Source organism: Flavobacterium sp. KH_001 (assembly GCF_057840745.1).
Window position 1 is genome coordinate 4281709 of the sequence record NZ_CM174520.1, and the last position, 25276, is coordinate 4306984.

The 25276-nt window shown below is 32.6% G+C and carries 20 protein-coding genes; 5 read left to right on the top strand and 15 right to left on the bottom strand.

Annotated features, from left to right (window positions below; translation table 11 throughout):
• Positions 1–95 precede the first annotated feature (95 nt).
• The 11 genes from AC3ITQ_RS18345 to AC3ITQ_RS18395 form a co-directional block, all read right to left on the bottom strand.
• Complete coding sequence (locus tag AC3ITQ_RS18345) at positions 96–1733, bottom strand: glycoside hydrolase (protein ID WP_489235583.1); 1638 nt, start codon at positions 1731–1733, stop codon at positions 96–98.
• Positions 1733–3334: a RagB/SusD family nutrient uptake outer membrane protein gene (locus AC3ITQ_RS18350; RefSeq protein WP_489235584.1), complete on the bottom strand. Its 1602-nt coding sequence runs from the start codon at positions 3332–3334 to the stop codon at positions 1733–1735. Before AC3ITQ_RS18350 ends, AC3ITQ_RS18345 begins: the two co-directional genes overlap by 1 nt.
• Positions 3335–3346: 12 nt before the next feature.
• Positions 3347–6379, bottom strand: a complete 3033-nt coding sequence (locus AC3ITQ_RS18355; RefSeq protein ID WP_489235585.1) for a SusC/RagA family TonB-linked outer membrane protein — start codon at positions 6377–6379, stop codon at positions 3347–3349.
• A 46-nt stretch (positions 6380–6425) separates the two neighbouring features.
• On the bottom strand, positions 6426–7823 hold the full coding sequence (locus tag AC3ITQ_RS18360) for a cadherin repeat domain-containing protein (protein ID WP_489235586.1): 1398 nt from the start codon (positions 7821–7823) through the stop codon (positions 6426–6428).
• Positions 7824–7859: 36 nt separating this feature from the next.
• The gene (locus AC3ITQ_RS18365) at positions 7860–7982 is read right to left on the bottom strand and encodes a hypothetical protein (RefSeq protein ID WP_262987436.1); all 123 of its coding nucleotides are present in this window, start codon (positions 7980–7982) and stop codon (positions 7860–7862) included.
• A gap of 502 nt (positions 7983–8484) precedes the next feature.
• Complete coding sequence (locus tag AC3ITQ_RS18370) at positions 8485–12534, bottom strand: hybrid sensor histidine kinase/response regulator transcription factor (protein WP_489235587.1); 4050 nt, start codon at positions 12532–12534, stop codon at positions 8485–8487.
• A 238-nt stretch (positions 12535–12772) separates the two neighbouring features.
• Entirely contained in the window at positions 12773–13249 is a 477-nt protein-coding gene (locus AC3ITQ_RS18375; RefSeq protein ID WP_489235588.1) for a GNAT family N-acetyltransferase, read from the bottom strand.
• Between the two features lie 83 nt (positions 13250–13332).
• Positions 13333–13839, bottom strand: coding sequence for a hypothetical protein (locus AC3ITQ_RS18380; RefSeq protein ID WP_489235589.1), 507 nt, complete (start codon positions 13837–13839; stop codon positions 13333–13335).
• Positions 13840–13930: 91 nt separating this feature from the next.
• Positions 13931–14518: a LutC/YkgG family protein gene (locus AC3ITQ_RS18385; protein ID WP_489235590.1), complete on the bottom strand. Its 588-nt coding sequence runs from the start codon at positions 14516–14518 to the stop codon at positions 13931–13933.
• A complete protein-coding gene (locus tag AC3ITQ_RS18390) occupies positions 14511–15911 on the bottom strand; it encodes a lactate utilization protein B (RefSeq protein ID WP_489235591.1) in 1401 nt (466 codons plus the stop codon). The genes AC3ITQ_RS18385 and AC3ITQ_RS18390 overlap by 8 nt, the downstream gene beginning before the upstream one ends.
• Positions 15912–15935: 24 nt before the next feature.
• A complete protein-coding gene (locus AC3ITQ_RS18395; protein WP_489235592.1) occupies positions 15936–16676 on the bottom strand; it encodes a (Fe-S)-binding protein in 741 nt (246 codons plus the stop codon).
• Between the two features lie 481 nt (positions 16677–17157).
• Here AC3ITQ_RS18395 and AC3ITQ_RS18400 point away from each other — a divergent pair, with 481 nt between their 5' ends.
• Positions 17158–17583, top strand: coding sequence for a hypothetical protein (locus tag AC3ITQ_RS18400; protein ID WP_489235593.1), 426 nt, complete (start codon positions 17158–17160; stop codon positions 17581–17583).
• 110 nt (positions 17584–17693) lie between these two features.
• On the opposite strand, the gene AC3ITQ_RS18405 is transcribed toward AC3ITQ_RS18400, so the two are convergent.
• The 3 genes from AC3ITQ_RS18405 to AC3ITQ_RS18415 all read right to left on the bottom strand — a co-directional run bounded on the left by AC3ITQ_RS18405 (position 17694) and on the right by AC3ITQ_RS18415 (position 19488).
• A complete protein-coding gene (locus tag AC3ITQ_RS18405; RefSeq protein ID WP_072973729.1) occupies positions 17694–17870 on the bottom strand; it encodes a histone H1 in 177 nt (58 codons plus the stop codon).
• A 537-nt stretch (positions 17871–18407) separates the two neighbouring features.
• Positions 18408–18857, bottom strand: coding sequence for a hypothetical protein (locus AC3ITQ_RS18410; RefSeq protein WP_489235594.1), 450 nt, complete (start codon positions 18855–18857; stop codon positions 18408–18410).
• Between the two features lie 373 nt (positions 18858–19230).
• A complete protein-coding gene (locus AC3ITQ_RS18415) occupies positions 19231–19488 on the bottom strand; it encodes a YcxB family protein (protein ID WP_489235595.1) in 258 nt (85 codons plus the stop codon).
• 851 nt (positions 19489–20339) lie between these two features.
• Here AC3ITQ_RS18415 and AC3ITQ_RS18420 point away from each other — a divergent pair.
• Genes AC3ITQ_RS18420 through AC3ITQ_RS18435 form a run of 4 tightly spaced genes read left to right on the top strand, consistent with a single transcriptional unit; the run spans position 20340 to position 23194 of the window.
• The gene (locus AC3ITQ_RS18420) at positions 20340–20885 is read left to right on the top strand and encodes a DMP19 family protein (protein WP_489235596.1); all 546 of its coding nucleotides are present in this window, start codon (positions 20340–20342) and stop codon (positions 20883–20885) included.
• Positions 20886–20945: 60 nt separating this feature from the next.
• Positions 20946–21107: a hypothetical protein gene (locus AC3ITQ_RS18425; RefSeq protein WP_489235597.1), complete on the top strand. Its 162-nt coding sequence runs from the start codon at positions 20946–20948 to the stop codon at positions 21105–21107.
• Between the two features lie 32 nt (positions 21108–21139).
• Complete coding sequence (locus tag AC3ITQ_RS18430; RefSeq protein ID WP_489235598.1) at positions 21140–22120, top strand: helix-turn-helix domain-containing protein; 981 nt, start codon at positions 21140–21142, stop codon at positions 22118–22120.
• 60 nt (positions 22121–22180) lie between these two features.
• A complete protein-coding gene (locus tag AC3ITQ_RS18435; protein ID WP_489235599.1) occupies positions 22181–23194 on the top strand; it encodes a helix-turn-helix domain-containing protein in 1014 nt (337 codons plus the stop codon).
• Positions 23195–23283: 89 nt separating this feature from the next.
• Here AC3ITQ_RS18435 and AC3ITQ_RS18440 read toward each other — a convergent pair whose 3' ends face one another.
• Positions 23284–25269: an OmpA family protein gene (locus AC3ITQ_RS18440; protein ID WP_489235600.1), complete on the bottom strand. Its 1986-nt coding sequence runs from the start codon at positions 25267–25269 to the stop codon at positions 23284–23286.
• Between the last annotated feature and the right edge of the window lie 7 nt (positions 25270–25276).

The window sequence follows — 25276 nt, forward strand, 5'->3', positions numbered from 1 at the left end:
TTATTCACGAACTGTCGTTGTTCGCCTTTGACAGAGGTTTGCATAATCAAGTTAAAAACCTTTGCAACTTTGAACCTCTGTACCTCTGCACCTTCCTATTTATATGTTCCCACATAAGTTACAATCGACTTCGCTGGAATCACAAAATTAGAAGCATCAACAGCTACACCTTTTTTCAAACTTAAAGTTTCAGAAGTCGTATAAGGCGTAAATTTATTATCTGCCAAAGCTCCTCCTGCAAGATTTAATTTGTAGGCTTTCGCCGATTTACCAATGTTAACTGCTACAACAACTAATTTCTTTGTTGCTGCGTCTTTGTATGCCGTTACCATTACACCATTCACGGAAGTGGCATTATCCACACTTGGAATTTGAACTCTTACCATTCCCGGTTTTACGAAGAAGGAGAAGTTTCCTAAGGCCCACAGTGTTTTTGAATCTCTAATGTATCCGTCATTTTTGCAATAGTTTGAATCTCCCGCCCCATTGCTTGCATTATCATCAACGTGAATTAATCCATCTTTATAATCACCGCGGCTGATCGCTGTCCACCACTGCCATGACGTAACGCCGCCAACCGCAATATCGGTGCTGATAATACGGGCAGTCCAAAGTGCCAATGACATTCCTAAATCTCTTCCTGCACCTCCGCCTCCTGGCAATTCTGATGTTCCCGGGTTTTCTAAAACACAATATTCTGAAGACCATAAACTAACTCCGCCAGTTGACTGAATTCTTGAAGCGGCCTGTTGTCTTGATGAAACCAGTTCGCTCAAAGGCCATGCCTGCCAGTAACTGTGTCCTGAAATGGTTTTCTTTACATTAGATAATCCTGTAATTTTTTTAGTAGAGTTTACGCCAAAGAAATAATCAATCTGATTAGATCTGCTTTCTTTTCCTGAAACTGTTTTGTATAAGGCTTCATAAGCTCCTGCTTCTCCAACAACAATTTGAGCCGTAAGTCCTTTAGATTGTAATTTTGGAGACAGTACATTTACAAAACTGTAAATATTTGTATTGGTTGCTGGCGAACCTTCTTGTCCTGAACCGTCCCACTCGTATTGCGGCTCGTTAAACGGACTTACATAATCGATTGTTAAACCGTGTTCCGTTTTTAATTTATCTAAAGAAGTAGCCCAAAAATCAGCCAACTCTGGCATTTTTCCTTCTTTCAAATTATAAAATTCTTTGATGCTGGCATGCGCTTTTCCATTTTGAGTCAGGTAAACTGGTGCACTATTGGTAAAAGCTAATAATTTTTCGACACCACGTTCTTTTGCCGCTTTCATAAACCAAACCTGTCCGGCTTGTTTGTTCATGTCATAAGCAACTCCGTTTGTTGTAAAACATTCGGTACGTCTCCATTCGTCACCAATATCACTGGCATCGCCTTGTTCTGTGCTTCCTGCTCCCAGATTAAAACGCCATAATGATAATCCGATTCCTTTTGGATTTCCGTTAGCATCTAATTCTCTACTGAAAAGCAAATCTGCCATTTTGTTTCTTTTATCAGAAGGCCAATTTTTCCCAATGAAATTACATTGCCAGGCATCAGAAGCGCCAAAACTTTCCATTGTCTGAAGGTTCATATCCAGATTTACACTTAATTCAGCAATTGCATTTTCAGCACCTGAATCATCTGATTTTTCAGAGTCGCAACTAACGAATAAAGCATTAGCGAAAAGCAAGCCTGCACATAGCAGACTTACTTTTTTGTTATTTATAATTTTCATTAGTATCCAGGATTTTGTTTGATTAATCCTCCACTTAAATCAATTTCCATTTGAGGAATTGGCCATAATAAATTTTTAGCCGGATTAAAGTTGATTCCTTTATCCTGAGGTTCTCTCAAGTTTGTAGTTTCGTAAGGGTCTGTTGAATTTAAGTTGTATTGAACGAAAGTTCCGTTTGGTCCCATCAAAGTTTCGATAACTCTTTTTCCTGTAGTTGGATCTTTTTCACGACGAATATCATACAAACGTAATCCTTCAAAAGCCAACTCTAAACGACGCTCTTTGTATATTTGTTTCAATAAATTTGGTCCAGCCAGACCTGTTTTTGGCTCTAATTTTACGCGCGCTCTAATGATGTTAATATCTCCTAAAGCATCTCCGGTTGTATGGAAGCTTGCCTCAGCTCTTGTCAAATACATTTCAGCAAGACGAATCAATGGAACATTTAATGGCAAGTGTCCGTCTTTATTATCTAAAGCACGACGTGTTGCGATCGGAATATAATATTTACGGCAGATACGTCCTGATTTATTATCATTAAGACTGAATTTATGTGTCGGATTTAAAACCTCATCTCCGTAAGCTGCTTCTCCCCATTTTGTAATGGTACTTCTACGACGGATAACATCATTTTCAGAAAGATAAGCATTCTCTAAATCGCTGGTTGGCATACACCATCCCCAACCGTCCAAAACATCCTGAGCATCATTACTTGGGAAATATTTTTTGTCTTCACCTCTCGCTCCTGCCAATGTTGGTAATGCAGAACCTAAACTTTTGTTTTGTACATCAGAAGATTGTGCTTCTAAAATTGATTCAACACCATTGTGATTATTTACATTCCAAATATTTAGAAAATCAGTTTCTAATGAATAAGGACCTTCCGTAATTACTTTGTTTGAATATTGTTTCGCCTCTGCCCATTTTTCCTGAAATAACGAAACACGAGCCAATAAAGCATAAGCAGCCCATTTGTTTATTCTTCCACTTCTGTTCACCGGAATAGTTTCCAATTTTGCAGCAGATTCTTTAAGATCAGCTTCGATCTGCGCATAAACATCTGCAGCAGAACTACGCTCTAATTTCAAATCATTTGTTCCTAATACTGTTGTGTATAATGGAACACCTCCAAAAAGATTGACTAATTCATAATAGCAATAGGCGCGAACAAATAACGATTCTCCCATATATTGATTCTTTTGCGAATCAGAAATTGGAGCCAAAGCCATTTTCTCCAAACCAATATTTGCCGATTGAATGGTATAGAAGTGCGCTGTATAACTACTATTCATATCCCCCATATTATCCGGCGAAATAATATATTGTGAGCTTGGTCTGTGTGCGCTATTGTCCTGACCAGTGTTACCCATCCAGGCATCATCAGTAGACATCTCGTTAGTAACTCTTGGCGCAACCAATACCCACCAATCATTAGTGATTAGCAACCTGCGTGTTAATTCGTTTGCATAATTCTCGCATTCCTGTGCTGTTTGAAAATAGTTCTCCAGGGTTTGTTTTCCTCTTTCGTCTTTTTCAATAAAATCAGAGCAGGAAACTGCAACTGCAGCTAAAGCTATTATTGATAAAATTATTTTTTTCATGTTCGTTTTTTATTAAAATGCTACATTAAGACCCATCAAAATTGTTGGCTGTACAGGGTAATTCCACCCTCCAAATCCTGATCCTTTTACTGCGTCACCCTGATTAGGATCACCGCCTGCAACTTCCGGATCAACTCCTGTGTACTTCGTCCATGTCCATAAATTCTGCCCTGATAAAGAAATTCTAAGTTTATCTAATCCGAATTTATTATAGAATGAAAATCCTAATTGTAAGTTTTTCATACGTACATAAGAACCATCTTCTACGTATAAAGAAGAGAATTTAGTGTAGTTCTCATTGTTGTCATCTTTAGACAAACGAGGAACAGAATTCGAAGTTCCTTCTCCGTGCCATGCCATTTGATCTAATCCCTCTACTTTGTTGGTTAAACTTGCACCATTGTATAAATCTGAAATGTTTGTATTTACGATATCATTTCCAATACTAGAATAAAAATTAGCTACCAAATCAAATTGTTTATAAGCAAAATTCAAATTCAATCCGATATTGTAATCCGCCCAGGGAGAACCAATTTTTGTACGGTCTTTATCATCTAATTTTCCGTCACCATTTACATCTTTAAAACGTACGTCTCCTTCTTTTGCATAAGGCTGTAATTTTGTTCCGTGTTCATCTGTATGAGAATTTAATTCTGTTTGATTTTGGAATAAACCATCGGCTACATATCCGTAGAAATATCCTGGCTCCTCACCTTTAACAGTCAAAGTTCTGTTTGCAGAGCCGTACAATTTTTCATCATTAGAAGATAATGACAACATCTCAACATCTACTGTTGTAAAAGTTACATCTGCACCATAAGTGAAATCACCTTTTTTATCTTTATAAGAAATCAATAAATCGATACCACTGGATTGCATAGAACCTACGTTTGTCCAGATTGTTGCGTTACTTGGAAATCCGCTGTAAGCTGGAAATTGCTTCAGAAATAACATATCATGTGTTTTCTTTTGATAATATTCTAATGATCCTGAAAGCTTGTTTTTCCACAGTCCGAAATCAATTCCAAAACTCATATCTTCAACAGTTTCCCATTTGATATCTTTATTTGCCATAGAAGAAGGAAATGAAGTATCTGCAACAACATCTCCGATAGGATAAAATCCTTGCCCGATGTTGGACTGATAAACTGCTGTTGGTAAACCCTGGTTACCTACTTTACCCCAACCTGCTCTAAATCTAAGATCACTTAAAACATCTTTTGTAGATTCCATAAATCCTTCATTCAGAATTCTCCATGAAACAGAAGCTGAGGGGAAATTTGCCCATTTGTTATTCGTCATAAATTTAGAAGAACCATCACGTCTGAACGTTCCTGTGAAGTAATATTTACTGTCGTAGTTATAAGAAAAACGAGAAATGTAAGACATCAATGAACTTGACCAGCTGTTACCACCACTATCGCGGTTTTTGGTAGAAGCATTTACCTCTCTCATTAAATCAGAGTTATTAGGCACTCCCTCTCCATAACCCCAGACATCACTACCATTGTATTCCTCCATTGTATTACCAACCATTAAGGACGCATTGTGTTTTTCTGCAAACGTTCTGGAATAGGTAACTGTATTTTGCCATGTCCAGTCTACATTTGTTGTAGCCCATCTTTCGACTTTATTGATCTCTTCTTTTTCGTGTGCTGCATCAATGATGAAATCGGGTCTGAACCTGCTTCTTACTTTGTCACCCACTTCTATAGAAGCCTGTGTACGAATTACTAAACCTTTGATTGGCGCGTATTGCAAATAACCATTTGTATTTAAGTTATACTGATCCGTAAAATCATCATATCTCTTTACAGCTGCAACCGGATTCCATACATACGAAGGTGAACGTGCATAAATACTGTATTCGTTTTCATCTCCCGTTAATTGGTCTGCTGGTTTGTAAATTGGCGTAATTGGATCAATTTTATCAAAATCTGCCCAGTTTCCAGGCTGACCATAAGTTTCATAACGTGGATTTAAAGTGATTCCAGCAGAAAATTTATCTGAGAATTTGAAATCATTTGCAATTCTCAAAGTAATTCTCTCCCAACCTCCTACTTCATAAATAGACTCTGCATCATAATAGTTCATGCTAATTGCATAAGTATGCTTCTCAGAACCACCGCTAACTCCCAAAGAAGCATTGACTACAGGTGCTCCGCCTCTAATTCCGGCTTTCCACCAATCTGTTGTTTTTCCTCTGTATTGAGAAGGATTTGGCAAATAATCTGCGTATCCCGAATTGTTGTATGCTTTATTCATAATCGTTGCATAACCTTCGGCATTAGCCATATTATAAGGGTTGTTCATGATTTGCATTCCTGAGCTTGTATCAAAGTTGAATCTTGTTTTACCAACTTTACCTTTTTTAGTTGTAATCAGGATAACTCCGTTTGATGCACGAGAACCGTAAATTGCACTTGCAGAAGCATCTTTTAAAACCTCCATAGATTCAATTTCATTATTACTTAAGAAATTGATGCTTGTTCCCATCGGAATACCATCTACCACATAAAGCGGATCTGTACTTAAATTTACTGTAGAAATACCACGAATCAATACTCTTGGCTGTGCACCCGGACCTCCTTGTCCTGTAACCTGAACTCCGGAAACTTTTCCTTGTAAAGATTCTGCAACGTTACCAACAGTCATTGTTTGAAGTTCTTTTCCTTTAATAGAAGAAATCGAACTTGTTACATCGCTCTTTTTTACAGCGGCATAACCTACAACAACAATTTCATCTAGTGCCTGGCTTGATTCTTCCAATACCACATCAAAAGATGTTTTATCGCCAACCAGAACTGTTTTGTTGGAAAAACCAACAAATGAGAATTCGATTTGAGCATTTTTATTAGGAACAGTAATGGTGAATTTTCCATCAAAATCTGTTGCCGCAGTAGTAGCTGTTCCTTTTACAACTATATTCACTCCCGGAATTGGTACGGCGCCCTTGTCCTTAACGCTACCTGTTACTTTTATTTGTCCAAATGATGCAGCTGTGCACATAAGGGCTATAAAAAACCATATATATTTAAATTTCATAGTAAGCTGTTTTATTAATTAAATGTTATAACAAAGTCATAACAACTTATTTTTTTGTTATAAATATTCTTTCTAACTCTGTATCAAGAACTACTTTATAAACTCCGGGAGCTGCTGGATATTTAGCATTTCCGTTTTCTCCAGGCGACATGGTACAGATACCATTTTTAATTAATCTCCATGACGGATTCCACCACTGCCCCGTAAAAGTCGCTTCCATTTGTCCTGTTAAAGTATATTCTCCAACTAACTGGTAAGGGTTTGCTGCATTATTTGCCAAGTGAAGTTTTGTCGTTACCCATGCATTCCAGGTATCCCAGTTTGCACCATCAATTCCGCCACCGCAAACACTCACAAATGGTCTTCTTAAGGCTTCGTCATCATGCCATAATCCGTTGGCAACATCAGCCCAAACTTTGCTTGAAGGTGTGTATTTTGTCACAGTATATGCCAGTGTATTTGGATTTACTTTTATGTTGTAATATCCTTTAGTTGGTAAAATAATTGGAGTTGCAGTTAAATCGTCTACTAGGCCTCCAGCTGCATTTAATCCGAAACAATGTGGGGCAAAGTCCGCTTCCTGACCTAAGAAATAAATCTCTTTATTGTCTTTATCAGCATAATATTTAAATTCGAAATCCTGTCCGTTTTTCTCGTGGAAATACATTGGCACACCCACAGCATCAGTAGTCAGGTTTGTACCTTTTGGCTGATCGCATAAATAGATAGCAGGATATTCGTTAGTTGCCACAATATTGATGTTTAAAGAGCCTGTATTCGGAATTGCGAATTTATCTTTAGCCGTAACTGTTAACACATAATTTGCAGCTGTTACAGGCAATGTGTACGTTTTGTTGAAAGTATAAGATTGAGGTGATCCCGTTAATTGAACCATTTCGTCAATACCTAAAGCCTCACATTTTACCTGAACATAATCGATTCCTGAATCATCATTTACCACAAAATTTACTGGCATTTCATTACTTGTTGACAATAAAATAACAGCTCCTTCTTTTGGAGTAACCATACTTATAGATGGCGCAGCAAATTCTCCGTCTAAACGAAGATTGATTTCTTCATTAACAACATTTCCGGAAACATCGGTTATAATCAATTTTATTTTGAAAGCTTCAGAAGTTCCACGGTTTGCAGGGATTTCGAAGAAGTAACTTAAGTCGTAAGTTTCAAGCAACGGACTTGTTGCAAACGTGATCACTTTATCAAGTGATAATTCAGGAATTTGAATTTGAACACTTTTTAATCCTAAATCATCTGCCAGAGCAGCTTTAATTTCGAATTTTCGGCTTGGTGCTCCATAAATCTCTTTGGTCGAAACTACAACTGTAGGATCATCAGAGCTAGGAAAACCAGATTCATTATTTTGACATCCGGTAAAAAGGACGGCAAAAAGGGCAAGAAAAAATAAAAATATATTTTTTTTCATCTCTCAAATTTTAAGGTTAGGTTAGTTTAGTTTGTTTTATGCTAGTAAAGTTTGTTGTTGAAAATGAGGTAAACTCATTTTTGAAGAGAATCTGGATTGTCTTTCTCTTTTTGACAAAGAAAAAGGACAATCAAAAGGCAATGGTTTGGTTTTTGTCATTTTAGTAAAGTTTGGTTAATATTCTTTTTTTTTTTTTACTCTAAACGAATTGCTAATTCACAATACAAAAAGTCTTTATTTTTATTTTTTAAACCCGCAATTTTTTAATTGCGGGTCGATAAGTAATACGTAAAACCAACTCTTACAATCTTATCTTAAAGAAGGCCCATTCTTTAAGCGGATTAAAAACTTACCAAAAAAAATAAACACTTATTTATTACACAGTAACTACTTAAATAGATTACTATAAGTGCAAAGAAATATGTAATACGCGCTTCTAAGGAGGGGTAAAATGGAAAAAAAAGGAGGTCAAAATGGAAATTAACCATTATTTTAGATTTAAAATTAACAAGTACAAAAAAATAATCATGTATTTTTACAAAATTCGCAATTATTGAAAAATTCTCGATTTACAACTAAAACGTTTGATATTTTTCAAAGATTCTTGCTCTCTCCTGCAAAAAACAAAAGAGTATTCAAAGAATAAAATTCTAAAGGATGATTATTTAATGATATTCAAGTCAGAATTAAACGAATTCTTATACTTTTTGATGTATTCTGAAGGTGTCATCCCGAAGAGTTTTACAAACTGCTGTCTGAAATATTTTGAATCTTCAAAACCAACTTCGGCACTTGCCTGTGCGATATTCATATCTTCTGTCAGCATCAACATTGCGGCTCTTCGAATTCGGACCGAACGAATAAATGCATTTAAAGTCTGACCAGAAATAATCTTGATTTTGGTATAAAGTGTTCTGTGACTCATTCCCATTTCGAGGGCGAAGTTTTTAATTGTAAAATCTCTTTTATGAATATTGGCTTCAACAATGTCAATACACTTTTTTAAAATTTCCTGATATTCAACCGGAACTTTCTGAGTGTTTTCTTTTAGCGTTATGCTGTCTAAGAAATAAGTTCGCAAATTACTTCGGTTACGCAACAACGATTCTACGCGGGCAACTAAAATATCATCATCAAAAGGTTTTGTTATATAATCATCGGCACCATCTGTAATTCCCTGCAAATGCGTTTCCGGATTCTTAGATGCTGTCAATAAAATAACCGGGATATGAGATAAACTATCACTTTCCTTTATTTTACGGCATAACTCTAAACCGTCCATTTGTTCCATCGTGATATCGCTGATCACCAAATCCGGCATGTGTTTTTTGGTAAGTTTCAATCCTTCTTCACCGTTTTCAGCACTGTAAACGATGTAATTTTCTGAGAACAGTTTGATCAGATATGCTCTGATTTCGGCATTGTCGTCAATAATTAAAACCGTACGTTTATCAGTCAGCATGATCGTTTGAAAATCACTCTCTGCAAGAGACAGATTTAGCGTACTCACATTTTCTTCCAGATCATCTCCGCTTAATTCATCAAATAACTGACTTCTTTGTGGTGCATTATTAGTAATCTCGGCATTTTCGAAATGACTGTTTCCTTTTAGGAATGCTAGTTTAAATGTACTGCCTTTTCCAACCTCACTGCTGCAGCTTACGATTCCTTTGTGTTTTTCTACAAAATATTTTACAATATAAAGCCCAATTCCGAAACCTGTTCCCACCGAAACTTTCGAATTGATTTGTTTGAATTTCTCAAAAATGACCTCAATGTCCTTTTTTTCAATTCCGTCACCATTATCAGAGATTTCCAATACTACTTCATTAACAGTCTCTGTCAGTATAAGATTAATTTCACCGCCAACTTGTGTGTATTTAAAAGCATTAGACATTAAATTGAATAATGAAATTTCAATTTTTTCGTAGTCCCCAATAATTACAATTTCGTGATCCGGAATATGAAAGTTGTACTGAATATTTTTATCCTTTGCCTGATTGACAAAACATTGATATACCTCGTTGCATAAACTATTTACATTTATGGATGATAATCTAAGCGAGTCAGCATCATTTTCGGCTTTTCTAAAAAGCAAAAGCTGATCTACCAAACTCAAAAGTCTGCGGGCATTTCGGTGCGCAATTGCCAAGTCGCTTCCCGAAGATCCGTTTTGAACACTTTCTTTCTGAACTGCTTTTTTCAGCGGATTTATAATCAGCGAAAGCGGCGTTCTAAACTCATGCGAGATATAAGTAAACATCGACGATTGTTTTTCGGCAACTTCTTTTTCTTTCTTGCTTTCCAGTTCTGCAATCTTTACTTTGTATTTTAGTTTTTCTTTATTTTTATGATATTCCAAATACGCAAAAAGAATTCCAGCCAGCGCTAATAAATAGACAGAATAAGCCCACCATGTTCTGTACCAGGGCGGCAAAATTTCTATTATTACAAGACTTATTTCTTTGTTCCATCCACCTTTAAAATTAGTTGTTTTTACTTTAAAAGTATATTTCCCTTCGGTTAATCTCGCATAATTTGCTTTTCGGGCCTGACCTACATAATTCCATTGTGCATCCCAGCCCTCTAAATAATAGGCGTAATTTATTTTGTCGGCATTGTTATAATCTAATGCAACAAATTCAAGTGATAAAGTAGTCTGATCGTACGGCAGGCTCACTTCTTTTATTTTACCAGATTCCCATTCAGAAACCAAATCATTTTTGCTTTCTTCAATTGGCTGATTGTTTACATAGAAATCTGTCAGCAATAAATTATTCTGCTGATTGAATCCTTTGATTGCTTCCGGAAAAAAGATATTGAAACCGTTAATTCCGCCAAATAAAAATTCTCCCGTGGACAATTTAATTCCGGCATTAAAACTAAACTGATTGCTTTGCAGACCATCATTTACAGAGAAATTACGGAAGGTTTTTTGTTTCTTGTCAAATCGACAAATTCCATTATAGGTACTCATCCAAAGATTGCCTTCTTTATCTTCAAGCAATCTCAAAATCGTATTTGATGGCAAACCGTCGTCTGTAGTTAACCTTTTGAAAGTATTTGTTTTTCTGTCAAATAATAACAATCCGCCTTCCTGAGTGCCCAGCCATAGATTTTTGTCTTTGTCTTCATGAATGCATCTTATCGGATTTCCAATAACTGTTTTAGAAATTTTTCTGCTATTTTTTTCGAAAGAAAATAAAGTCGTGTAATTTCCGCCCCAAAGTTTTCCGTCACTGGTTTCGATCAAAGATTGCAGATTCGTAATCGATTTATCAAAAAGAACAAAACTGTTTTTAGAGCTGTCAAACCAATACAAAGACCCTTCGTTGGTTGCGCTGGCCCAAATATTAGATTTTGAATCTTTATACACCAGCCAGATTTTCTTCTCAATTTGTTTGGTAAAAGGATTAAAGCAATTATATTGGGTAACCGTATTAGTATTCGCATTGATCTTATTTACACCGCCGTTCCAGGTCGAAAGCCAAATATCGTTATTATTATCCCTTACAATTCCGGTAATAAACGGACTCGATAATTTATTGCTGTAATTACTATAGGAATTGGTTTTTCGGTTCCAGTATTTCAATCCTGCACCATCTGTACCTACCCATAAATTTTTCTTTTCATCTTCACAAAATGATAAAATAAAGTTTTCGGCCGGATTCGTCGCATTGTAACGAATACTTTTAAAATATTTAGGCGTATTGCTCAGCATACTTATACCACCGCGCAACGAACCAAACCATTTATTTCCCGATTTATCTTCGTACAAACTCCAAACTGAGTTGCTTTTGGCTAATTGTACATCGTTTACAATATTAGAAGAACTGGCTTTCTTATTTGTTCCACTAATTTTATAAATACCACAGCCGTCTGTTGTGATCCAGATTTCATTTTTCGCGTCAAGAAGAATATCGGTAACGCTGCATTTATTCGAAAAATAATTCTCTGAAAGCGCACCGGATTTTGTATTGAACATAAAAATCCCTTCGTCGGTTCCCAGCCAAAGATTACCATCAGAAGCCAGTTTCATTGCTTTCACTTCTTTAGAAAAGGAGAAAACAGACTTTAGACTTTTTGATTGATAATTGTAACTGCAAATTCCAACATTACGAACATATATCCAGGAATGGCCTTTTTTCTTGTCGTCCTGAATAGCAATGGCATCATAATTATTGATGCTGATATTGTTCCCTAAAACTTTTAGCGGAATTTGTTTCCCGACAAAAGAACCGTTCTCAAAAGCAATTAAACCCAAATTCTGAGATGCGACCAAAACAAGTTCAGCAGAAACTGATCGCATTTGATGAATAATATCTTTTAAAACTTTAGGCTTTTTGTTGGACAGAACATATTCTACCGGGTGAAATGTTGCCGTTCTTTTATTGTAAATACAGATACCGTTTGAACCTCCAACCCAAATGTTTTTTCGGGAATCGCCTTCAATGTTATAAATGGTATTAAAAAGGAGTGATTTTTCATCGTTGATTCTGTTTCGGAAAACTTTGAAATTATAACCATCATAACGATTTAATCCATCATAAGTTCCAAACCAAAGATAACCATCACTATCCTGAAAAATGGTGGTTACAGAATTGTTAGACAAACCATCAGAAATATCAAGAAATTTTATTGGATTATCCTGTGCAGAGCATACAGAAGAAAAACCTATTAAAAAAAGGAGATGTAAAACAAAATACTTCAAAATAAATATTTTTTGCTTGGTGTAAAAAGTACAATTATAAGTTAATTTTATAGATATTTCATAAAAATTAATAGATAAAAATTGCATTACTTCTTTACTTATAAGATTTTATCCTTTGTTTCTCTTTTTAACACATTTATACTTATAAAAAAACCACTCTTAATTAGGAGTGGTTCGTATTTGCTTTCTAGACTAAAAGCCAGTGATTTTTAGCAGCTTTTTATCAAGAATACTTCCATTAACTTATATCACAACGCATTGTTGTTGATATTTGTTTAAAGCCAGCCTTTTCATAAGCTTTAATTGCTGCTTCGTTTTCAGAGTAAACTTCCAGTCTAATCTCAGTTATTCCTTGAGACAGAATCCATTTTTTAAGATCATCAAGTAATATATTATTAAAACCGTTTCCTCTAAATTCAGGGCTCACATACATAAAACCCAAATATCCGAATGATTCAAACTTTTGATATGGTTTTGCTGATCGGATCTGAGCATATCCACAGCCAATAATTTGATGCTTATAGTCGATAACCAGAATTTCTGACTTCTCATCAGATATAAAATCTTCTATGTTATAATAGAATATTTCTCCCTCTTTAAGTGTGGGGTCAAATGGTCGTTCTGCCGCAACTAGGAATTGCAGAAATTCTGCTAGTTTGGGTAAATCAGAAGTTATAACACGTCTGATTGATATGTCTTTGATATTTATGTTCATATTTCAAATTTACAAAAAATGATTTTTAAATAAATTAAAGAAGTACCAGCTTTTTAGCAGAGTATTTCAGAGAGTTGCAAAACTTACTTTGCAATCTTTTTTTCTATTAAATTACCTTTCAAAAACTTATATTTTTCTATCTGATTTCCTTTAATTATTTGTAGCGACTTAATCTCACTATCATATTCATACTTTAATTGATTAACCATTGACACTGAATAATACGAAGAGATAACAAATTTTAATCTAAACTGATCTTTAGGCAAATCATGATTTCTATCTAATAAATCCAGTACATAACTCAATTCTTTATTCTTTATTTTAAGAATGTTTTTAGGATCAATTTTCTCATCGAATCTTTTTTCAATATCCATTGATAATGAATCTGAACTTATTCGTATTTCTTTTTTATATTTTGAATGATTCTCTTTTTTTAATATATCAATAGTGTCTTTAAGCCACTTTTTAAAAATAAGTTCATTTAAATTTTTCGACGTAATATCCTTTGCGCCTTTGTTGTTTTGACAACCAAACAAAATAGGTAAAACAAAACAAATAAATACTGTCTTTTTTAAGATATCTATAATCATAGTTAATTTTTATATCTAATAAACAAAAAAACTGTGCTAAGCCATAGACACTTACACAGTTTTAATAATTCTTTTATGAAGTGAAGTATTTTTAATCCATCAAAAAAACAACTAATCCTCTCGCACCATGCGCACCTAAAACCAAAGATTGCTCAATATCAGCCGTTTTAGAAGGGCCTGCGATAAAAGTTCCAAAACCATATTCCTGGTTTCCAACTCTGTCATAGGCCTGATGCATTGTCGGAATAAGGTCTTTTTTATTTACTATGATTGCCAAATATTGTGTGATAAAAGGTGCAACGCGTTGTCCTAGAATATCATCTGTTACCCAAAGTGCACTATTTTCAGCTACTCCAAAATGCGCTTTTATAATCGTTAATTCCACATCTTTAAGCGAATGCGGGTCTTCGTTTTTCCAATCTAAAAGGGATATTTCAGATAGTTCCGGAAGTGTAGTTATAATTCGTTTTTCAAGTGGGTAATTATTCTTGATATACGTTAGTACTTCATCATAATCAGCCACTTCTATCGGATTTCCTCCAATGTTTTTCAATACTGTTTTATACATTTCAAAAACATCAAACTGATCAGAACCTAAAACTTTTAGATCAGGTAAATCAGCAATTCCGTTCGGTTGACTGTTTTTTATCTTTTGTAAAATTTCAGCTTTACTACTCATCTTTTTTTGCTTTAGATTCCCTTGAATTTTTCTTATACCATTCTCTAAAAGATTCCTCCGGAACTTCAGGCATTTCGCGCTGGTCGTACCATTTGTTCATTTTATTATTAACTAATCCTGGAATGTTTTTCATTACAAATCTTCCTGATTTTCCAGCCAGATTAAATACCGTGGGATTCGCTAAAACGGTTGCCATGGTTTTCATCGCAATAGTTTTTGAAGTTGGCGTATGCCCTTCCTTTACCAAAACCTGACGCCATTTATACAACTGGTCGTGAATATCAATTTTCACCGGACATACATTTGTACACGAACCGCAAAGGGTACTTGCAAAAGGTAAATCGGCATTTTTGCTCATGTCTAAATTAGGCGCTAAAATCGACCCAATTGGTCCGGCAACGGCATTATGGTAACTATGTCCACCACTTCTTCTGTACACCGGACAAGTATTCATACAAGCGCCACAACGAATGCATTTTAAAGAGTTTCTAAAATCTGCTCTTCCTAATTGCGTACTTCTTCCGTTATCGACAATGACAACGTGAATTTCTTTTCCGTCTCTTGGTTTTTTAAAATGGCTTGAAAAAGTGGTAATTGGCTGTCCCGTTGCACTTCTGGCTAGTAATCTTAGAAAAACGCCTAAATGTTTGCGCTCGGGAATCAGTTTTTCGAATCCCATGCAGGCAATGTGAACATCGGCTAAATGCGCACCCATATCTGCATTTCCTTCGTTGGTACAAACTACAAACTCTCCTGTTTCGGCAATAGCAAAGTTAACTCCGGTCAAAGCGGCCTTGCGCGTTAAAAATGTATCACGAAGTTCTCGTCTTGCAGATTCTGTTAAATATTGTGGATCAAAATTTCCTTTTTCAGTTCCTAAATGTTCGTGAAAAGTTTCACTTACATCTTCTTTTTTAAGGTGAATCGCCGGTAGAACAATATGGCTTGGTGGTTCTTTACGAAGCTGAACAATATATTCTCCTAAATCTGAATCGATAACTTCAATGCCTTTATCCGCTAAATAATCATTCAGATGACATTCTTCTGTAAGCATTGATTTTGATTTCACCATTTGCTTTACATCGTGTTGTTGCAAAATTGAATGCACAATTTCATTATGTTCTTTTGCATCGGCTGCCCAATGCACAATGATTCCGTTTTTTTGAGCATTTGCTTCAAAATCAATTAAATAATCGTGCATATTGGCCAGCACATTATTTTTGATTTGAGAAGCGGTTTCACGAAGTAATTCCCAGTCCGGAATTTGATGTGCCGATTTATCACGTTTTTCACGAACAAACCAAAGCGTTTCATCATGCCAGTTTACACGCTCCACATCTTTGTTAAAACGTGTTGCTGCTTCGCTGTGTTCTATTATTTTTTCTGAAGACATCTTTTGTGAGTTAAAAGGAATCTTTTAATTTTCCAATGAATTTAATATCTCGGCTATATGAATCGTTTTGATGTTGCTTTTTTGTCTTTTCAGAATTCCTTCCAAATGCATCAGGCACGACATATCACCTCCTGTTATGTAATCAACATTGTGGTTTTCATGATCTTTAATTCGATCTTGTCCCATTTTTACTGAAACTGCTTCTTCAGTCACACAAAAAGTACCTCCAAAACCACAACATTCATCTTTTCTGGTCAAAGAAACCAAATCGAGTCCTTTTATATTGTGTAATAATTGTTCGGGTTTAGAGAAAAAGGGAGCGTTTAGTTCGGTCATCTGCGAGAGCTTTAAACCGCGCTGTCCGTGACAGCTGGTATGTATTCCGACCCTAAAGGGAAAGCTCCCTTCTATATGATCTACTTTTAGAATATCAGTAATAAACTCTGTTAATTCAAAAACTTTTTTACGCATTTCAGTTGCTAATTCCTCTTGTTTTTCATCATGCAAATGATCTTTTACATGCAAAACGCAACTTCCTGAAGGGCAAACGATATAATCAAAACCAGAAAAATTGGCGATAAAATTGGCATCGCAGCCTTTGGTTAAATATTGATATCCGCTATTTGCCATCGGTTGTCCACAACAGGTCTGTCCCATTGGAAAATGAACATCACAACCTAATTTTTGTAAAAGCTCATACGTTGCAATACCTACTTTCGGATAAAATTGGTCGACATAGCAGGGTATAAAAAGTCCAACTTTCATATTCTTGTAATTTTCTTAAAACACATAAAAAAATCAATATTTTCATATGCTATTTTTGTTCACACAGACCGTGTAGATTCACTAGATTTTAATTTAATCTTTCTAATCCTTTAATCTGTTGCTAATATAATATATACAAACCAGCTATTATATTAATGTTTGTAAAATTTCAAATCAATTGATAAATCTTATGAAAGAACTTAGGACGAAGAATGTGAATCAAGAAATAATACTGATTTTATCTCTTACAATTACCAACCATTAAAAGAACTTTTTTGCATTACTGTAATTTACCAGATTTTATTGTAATGGAGAAAACTAGAGGAAGAATGATTTGAATAAAGAAAAAGGTTTTATAAAAGTACCGTTTATTAATAACTGACGGAAATTCTATATCAATAGCTAAAATTCAATTGTGTCGAAAAACCAATTGAATTATCTAATAATACTTTATATTTATTCTTATTTTAAATCATTTCCTATGAAAACAAAATTTTATGCTATAGCCCTAATATTTGTTTTGATAAGCTGTAGTGAACTAAATCCTATTGAAGAAAGTCTTATAGCAAAACCTGATGAACATTGGGTATATTATAATTCAAATTCATCACATTTTACCCATTTTAAATTCGATAAAGATAAATTGAGTCATCGATATGAGAGAAATAGTAAAGGTGAACTTCAGGAATATTTTGGAGAAAACGATGTTGTAGAAGCTCCTCTAAAATGGTCTGCAACAAAAGACAGCATTTTAACCTGGGGAGGTTTCAAATATGATGTTTTGAGTTATACCGATGATTGCATTGTTCTAAATCATACTATAAAAACAAAACCTTTTTCTGGTTATATATTTTTAGTAAAACAAAAAGATAACATAATTACAACACGGTCAGGAATTATAGAGTAAGATAGAATCAAGCGTACTGAAAAATAATTTATCAAAATGCTCAAAAATTAACTATAAAAAAACCTCGTTTAATTCCTTAAACGAGGTTTTATCTTTTCAATTCAAAAAGATTATTTTTTTGATTCTTCGATAGAAACTTTTCTGAATTCTTTTAAAAGTTTTTCAATTTCTAAAGTTGATTTACGTGCTCTTGGTCCAGCAGCTTTAATACCTTTTTCAGTTAAAGATTCAGCTTCTGCTTTGAATGTGTCAATTTCGGCGTTGATTTTTACTAATAGATCTTTCATGCTTATACGTGTTAAATTAAGGCGCAAAAATAAAAGTTTGCATGATAGATAACGCATCTTTAATGTTAAAATTGCAACTCTTTTTGCTCTTTGAGTTAATAATAAATTAACTTCTACGCCTTGTACTTTATTATCAATTAGTTATAAAAACATCTATTGAAAAATATCTTTGGATATGACTCTCAAAATGTCTCACATCCTCTAACTTAACTATCACTTGAAAGGTACTAAACAACAGAATTTAATGTTATTAAGGTCTTAGAAAAAGAAAACCGAAAAAACTTAGTAGAGCAGGTAGATGATTTTATTAAAAAAATACGGTAAAATAAATCTAGAGATTAGAAAACTATATCAGGACAAATTAGTTCTCCGAAAGAAATTCAAAATGAGTAAAGATTACAATCCTTAGTAGATTATAACCTATTAAAAAAAAATACTGGCAAATAAAAATGTAGGATATTGAGCAACCTTTATCCTACATTTTGAAGTGAATTAATATGAAATAACTTTTAGTTTACAAAACTCGCTAAATACAAACTACAGTAGAAAAAAAAGCGCACTATATAAATTTTGAAATTGTGTTTGAAAAATTGCTGAGCTCCCAAATAAAGATTTATTTATTTGCCCATCAGTTTTTGAAGTATTATTAAAATGTGCTTGTAAATCTTTTATGATCTCAGGTTTTGTTTTAGATTCATCTAGTAAGATCAGATTATTAATTTCTTGTAAAAAAGCTAAGCTACTGTATAACTGCTTATTGAATAAACAAACTAAAACATTTGATCCTTTTTTTTCTAATTTAAGATAGTCAATCATTTCAGATTTATCATAAACCACAAAAATAGATCGATCAAAATCTATATAATCGTTTTCATTATCAATCAGAAATGTATTTTCAAAAAAATCAAACTCATTTTTAAATTTTCTTTTAAACATTTTTAAGAAAACACCTTTATTATCACGCACTAAAACCTTTTCTCTTTTCATTTTTTGATTATAAAATTGTTTTAAAATAATTTTCTCGGTTTCATTAATTCATTATCTTTTTAAAATTGAAACAATTGAAGTGCAAAGATAATATCACTTAAAAATTGAAAATATCACAATACGTCCAAAAACAAATAAAATGAGGTTTTTTTACCGTAATGAACACACAATTAAAAATTTATATTGCAGGTTAAAAATATAATAACTGCATTAGAATAGAAAGAAGGAATTTACTATATAATAAATGAGAAGTAAAATAATATTCCAATTGTTAATTACAAAATTACATTCTACAACAATTACCAATTCAATCAACTAGTAACAACAATTGAAATAAAATTTTACTTACTACTACTATTCAAAATATAATCAACTAAACTTTTGTGATGCATATTACATTGCTTTCTATAAACGCAATTAATTCTGCCATCTTCTTATTATTGTTCTTGTAGGAAATAGAAATAATATAGGCATTTTTCTCCTTAACATATAAAAAGAAAAAATCTTTAGTCAGAATTGCTTTTTCAACCTGGTTCCATTTATGAGCAAATTCACCTAATGGGGCATGAACATAAATAAAGGAACTCGTAAAATTGAATCTATATTTTGTTACAAACTTTTCAAATGTCAAAAGCTTTTTAATTAGCTGAAAGATAAGCTTGCAAACTGTGTGGACAATTGGCTTCTGGCAAATAAAAAAAACAACTATAAAAAACAGATTTCGTATTATGCATATAATCAAATCACTGTTATTATTAACATCAAAAAAATCGTAAAAAACAGAAACAAATAAAATGAATCCCAAAAGAACTTGGAGCCGTTTTTTATAGCGATTCTTAAAGTACATTTTATTTAGTTTTTTTGCTTCGTCCGCATTTAGACCAAATTCCAAAGAAAAGTTAGAAGTAATCATATAATTCGTACAAGTCTAAAGATAGACATAACTTTATTTATTCCTTTTCAGCAAAGGATTATGTCAAAGTTAAAGCAGATTTATAGATTTATCCTCCAACTCAAGTCATTAGAATATTAAAATAAGACTTTTAAAAAACTGATTTTTGAGAAAAAAAATCATAACGGGTAATACTTAAATTTTAAAATTTTTTATCGTTTAAATAAAAAACCAAAATTGCCATAAAAAGCTCTAAAAATATCAGAAAAAGACTAAACACGAAGCACTATTTAATTTGTTTTCAAATAGTTAAATTAAGTACTATTTTATAAATTAAGATTCAAATAATTATTTAAATTTGATTTAAACTAAAAATAAGCACAACTTATTTCTTCCAGATAATGAAAAAATAAAAAGAAATGGAGGTCTTATAAAACTTCTGCTATAAATATAAAATACAAAAATAATTTACAAAAGAGTATCTCTTAATTTTAAATAAAAATGAATATAAAAGGGATTAATTGAGAATAGTTTGAGCTACTAAAATTAGAAATTCAGAAATCTTTCTCTCTAAATTTAAAATGAAAAAAATGAAAACGAAAATGAAAATCGAGAAAAAATCAATGGAAAAAACTGCAACAGTTAAAAAAAAACTACCATACATTAAAAAAGAAGAACTTTTAAATTATAGCGACAATACATGGGATTTGTTCTATTTACTACTTTCTAAGTATTATGAAATTACGGACATTGAAACAGATGATAATTTTAATGATCCACAGGATACATTAATCGCCTACAATATATTATATGGCGAAATTACAACAGGAGGCTTTTTAGAATTGATTAAAAACGGATATGGCAGTTATATTTTTGAATCTCTATTTTCTGAAATACTAAAAAAATGGGGAGCAATAGAAATGGCCGCTCATTTAAATAAGGCTAAAAGAATTTATTTTGAAAATAAATCGGAACTTGAAATAGCCAGAACAGCTGAAGATATTTTTGATTTATACCCTAAGTACTGGGAATTTAACGATTTAGACAAAGAATTTTTTAGAATTATGAATTCAGAAGCCGATAAAATCAAACAATATATCCAGCAACATATCAGTGACTTTGCTATTGTAGCATAGCAATTCCATTCTAAAATCTAATTTTAAATAGAGTCCACACTCAAAAAATGGAGGCTAATTATGAAAGCAGCCAATGACAAATGTTATGGAATTACTGCTGTTTTAACTGGTACTGATACCATAATATATAGAAGTTGTGCGAGCTTAAAAAATGCATTTTTTATTACAAAAAAAAAAATCAAACCACTTAATATCAAACCATTACAAACAACAGTAAAATAAATTTAAACTAACTTTATATAAAAAATACTTCAGTGAAAACAATTGAACATTCTTATGGTGCAGATTTAACATGGATTGAAAATTTTGCAAAACAACTTGGAGGAAAAATTGATGGCAATTTTATCATTATGCCAGAAGATCTTCAAACGGGTACAAGATATTTTCTAGAATGCGGAGAAGGAATAATTGCTTATTATGTTAATGTATTATACAATAAAGATTTTCGTTTCATCCAAAAAAATAAAAATAACGACTTTGTTGGGCTTTATTATAACCTGACAGAAGGTGAAGCAACAGTTTTAAGTAACAGCTCTGTTTATGATGTTGGTCGCTGGCGATATAATTTATCAGTACTTGACGGAGCATTGGAAACTGATTACAATGTCAAAGCTGGAAGTTGTGCATATGCACTTTGTATTTTTATAAAAAAAACAATGATTGAAAAATTTGTAAAAAAGAATAACATACCTCTTCACGATATTGAAAAAATAACGGACTCTTCAAAAAATACTATTGTCAGATTTGACAGAATGAGCAGTGAAAGTTATCATTTACTGAATGATTTAAGAAAATTAAAAGTTGGCGGTTCAATTTTTAACTTAAATATGATAGGTACAGTACAAATGCTTATTTCAAATTATTTAAAAAAGATGTCAACTCAAAGAATTATAATTCAAACGGTAAATACGGCTGATCTCAATAGCATTATTACTACGCAAATATTTTTAATTGAACATATCCAGGATCCTTTTCCTAGCATTTCGAATATGGCAAAAAAAGCTAATATGTCTGAATCAAAATTTAAAAATTTATTTAGGAAAATAACAGGATCAACACCTAACAAGTTTTTTATGGATAATAAATTATTAAAAGCAAAAGAGCTTCTTGAAAACAACCAATTGTCAATATCCCAAGTTTCAGATCAATTAAACTTTACTAATAACTCCTACTTTGCTTCAAAGTTTAAAGAAAACTTCGGAATATCACCAAAGACTTTTATAAAACAGTTGTGATTTTTTCAGTACTGAGATAGGGTGTAATTGAGTTCTCTTATTAAAATTATTATTTTGCATATGAAAAAAATCACACATTATTATAGTCTAACGCCAGAATGGCAAGAAGAGTTTGCAGAGAAAATTGAAGCAAAATTTATAGATAATAAAATTATTATTATTCCTGATAATATTGGCAAGGGGCACTCATATTTCACACAAATAATACCCGGTATATCAGTTTTGTTTATCGATTTCACAGCGACAGTTCCTTTAAAAATAACCCGACAGACATCTGAAAATGATTTATATATCTTCCATTTTGATTTAAGTGAGCATGTAAATTTGATAAAAATCAATAATAAAGATTATGAAATTGGATCTTATGACAAACTTGATCTTGCAATTATAGATAATGAAATTGAAAGCTCTTTCAAACCTGCTATTAACGAAAGAACAATTGCTGTAAGAATATTGGTTGATAAAAAGTTATTAAATGATTTTATAGCAAAGCATTCTACAAAAGAAGAAGTGAAGCAAAAAAAACAGGACGGTAAAAGGGTCTTTTATCATTATGGCAATATTGATAGCAATAGCATTTTATTGATTCGATCTATCAAAAACAAATCAATTTATGATTTATCATTTGAGCCTTTACTTAAAGGTATCTCATTAAGATTACTCGGCAATTTTTTTAATAAATTTTATGACTCTCAAGCTCCAAAAAACAATATAACTGAAAATGAACAAGAAGCTATAAATAGAACTAAAGAATATCTTACTAACAATTTATTTGGTTCATTTCCTTCAGTAACTTTTCTAGCCTCAATGGCAGGAATGTCTGAATCGAAATATAAGATATTATTTAGAAAGTGTTTTAATGATACACCAAATCATCTTTTTATTATAGAAAAAATGAATCTGGCCAAAAAACTTTTACAAAGTGGCAAATTCATTTCTTTAACTGATGTAATTTACGAATTGAATTATAGCAAATTAAGTTATTTTTCATCAAAATATTACGAAATTTTTCAAAGAAAGCCTTCTGAAGATTTTATTAAGCAACATTCTTCCAAAAATTCATCAAAACAATAAAACTCAATGTTAAATAAACAAAAAAGGACATCCTGTAGGATGTCCTTTTTTGTCTAACTACTAATTTAATATAACGCTGACGGATTCAACTATTTATTATTTACACTAATAATAAATTCTGAACGTCTATTTTGTTGATGTTCAGCTTCAGAACATTTTACTCCATTAGAACATTTATTGATTAAATGAGTTTCCCCATATCCTTTAGCTTTTATTTTTTCTTTCTCAATTCCATGTGAGACAATATAATCTAAAGTAGCTTTTGCTCTGTTTTCTGATAATTTCATATTAAAATCATCTCTTCCCCTACTATCCGTGTACGAATTAATCGTTAAATAAATACTTGGACGCACTTTCAATACTTCAACAATCTTATCTAATTCTACTTTAGACGACTCTCTAATTTTATAACCATTATAATCAAAATATATTGGTTTTAATTTTAATTTATCTGTTAGATCATCCCCTTCATGAATTGGTACTTTTACATTATTAACTATTACTTCCATCTCGTTGATAAAATCATTTGAGTACTCTCTTTTCTCTGTCGGTTTTAATGGAATAACTGGTTGTACTTTCTCAGCAATACCTTCTTTTTTATATACCAATTTATAATCTTTATACGGGAATAAATTTGCTTCGTATTTACCTTCTACATCACTATATACAGTAGTTACTTTTTCATTATTCTCATCATAAATTTCAATAGCTACTCCTTCAATCGGTTCACCTGCTACGTATTTTAATGTCCCAAATACAAGTGGTTTTATATCAAAACCAAAATCAATTGGTCGATTTTCAGTAAAACCATAAATGTCATCATTTCCATTTCGATTGGATGAAAAATACCCTTTTTTAGTTTCACCTTTAATTACGTAAGCAAAATCATCATTATTTGTGTTTACTCCATCTCCTGCATTTACAACATGATACAAACCATTTTCATCTTTGATTGCTGCAAATACATCCAAGCCACCAAGTCCTGGAAGGCCATCTGAAGAAAAATACAAAACTCCCGATGCATCCATAAACGGATACGTTTCTCTACCTAATGTATTAATTTCGTCGCTTAATTTGGTTATATCATTACCAATAAAACCATCTTTTTTAATACTGACTATATATATATCTGAGTTGCCAAATTTATTATTTCGATCTGAAACAAAATATAGTTCCGTTTCGTCTGGACTTAATGCAGGATGTGCAGATGAAAAACCATCACCATTTAAAGGATATCCTAATTCCTTCACATTTTTCCATTCACCTTTAATATTTTCAGCTACATAGATTTTTAGAAAAGTAGTTCCATTTTTATCAGCTCCCAGCTTACCATCATTATAATTGCTTCTGGTAAAATACATAGTTTTACCGTCCTTTGTTATTGCTGGTGTACTTTGATGATATTTTGTATTAACATCTCCTTTTAACAGAACCGGATTCTGCAATCCTCTATCAGTTGTAATATCGGCAGTATATAATTTTAAAAATGATTTGTCATTCCAACTGTGTTTTCTTTTAATGATAACACCGGTATCTTTTGCTGACGCATAAATTACTTTGTCGTTATTCCAATAGGAAGTTCCAAAATCTGAAAATGGAGAGTTAAGTTCTACTGCTTTAATGTCATAACGACCAGATTGTTTTTTTATCTCTGCCAATAATTTCTTTTCATTCCAGTTTTCACTTAAATCTTTTTTTTCCGTTTTTAAGTAATACAATTTCATAACCGCTTCAGCAGCTTTATAATCATTAGCGTTGCTAAGTGCTTGTGCATACCTAAAATAATATTCGGGATCAAAGCTGTTAGTGCTTGTCACGACCTTAGAATAACATTGAGCTGCTTCAGTATAATTCGAGTTATAATAGTAACAATCACCTAAATTTTTATAAATCTCTGTTGTACTTACACCTTTATTTATTTCTTCCTTATATAATTTAATCGCTTCAATAAAAGCAAATTTATTATAAGCCTCATTTGCTTTTTCCAGTTTTTTATCCTGAGCCGTAATATTACTGACATGAGTCAACAGCATACCCAGAAATACGAAAACAACTTTTACTTTTTTAGAACTCATCTTATTT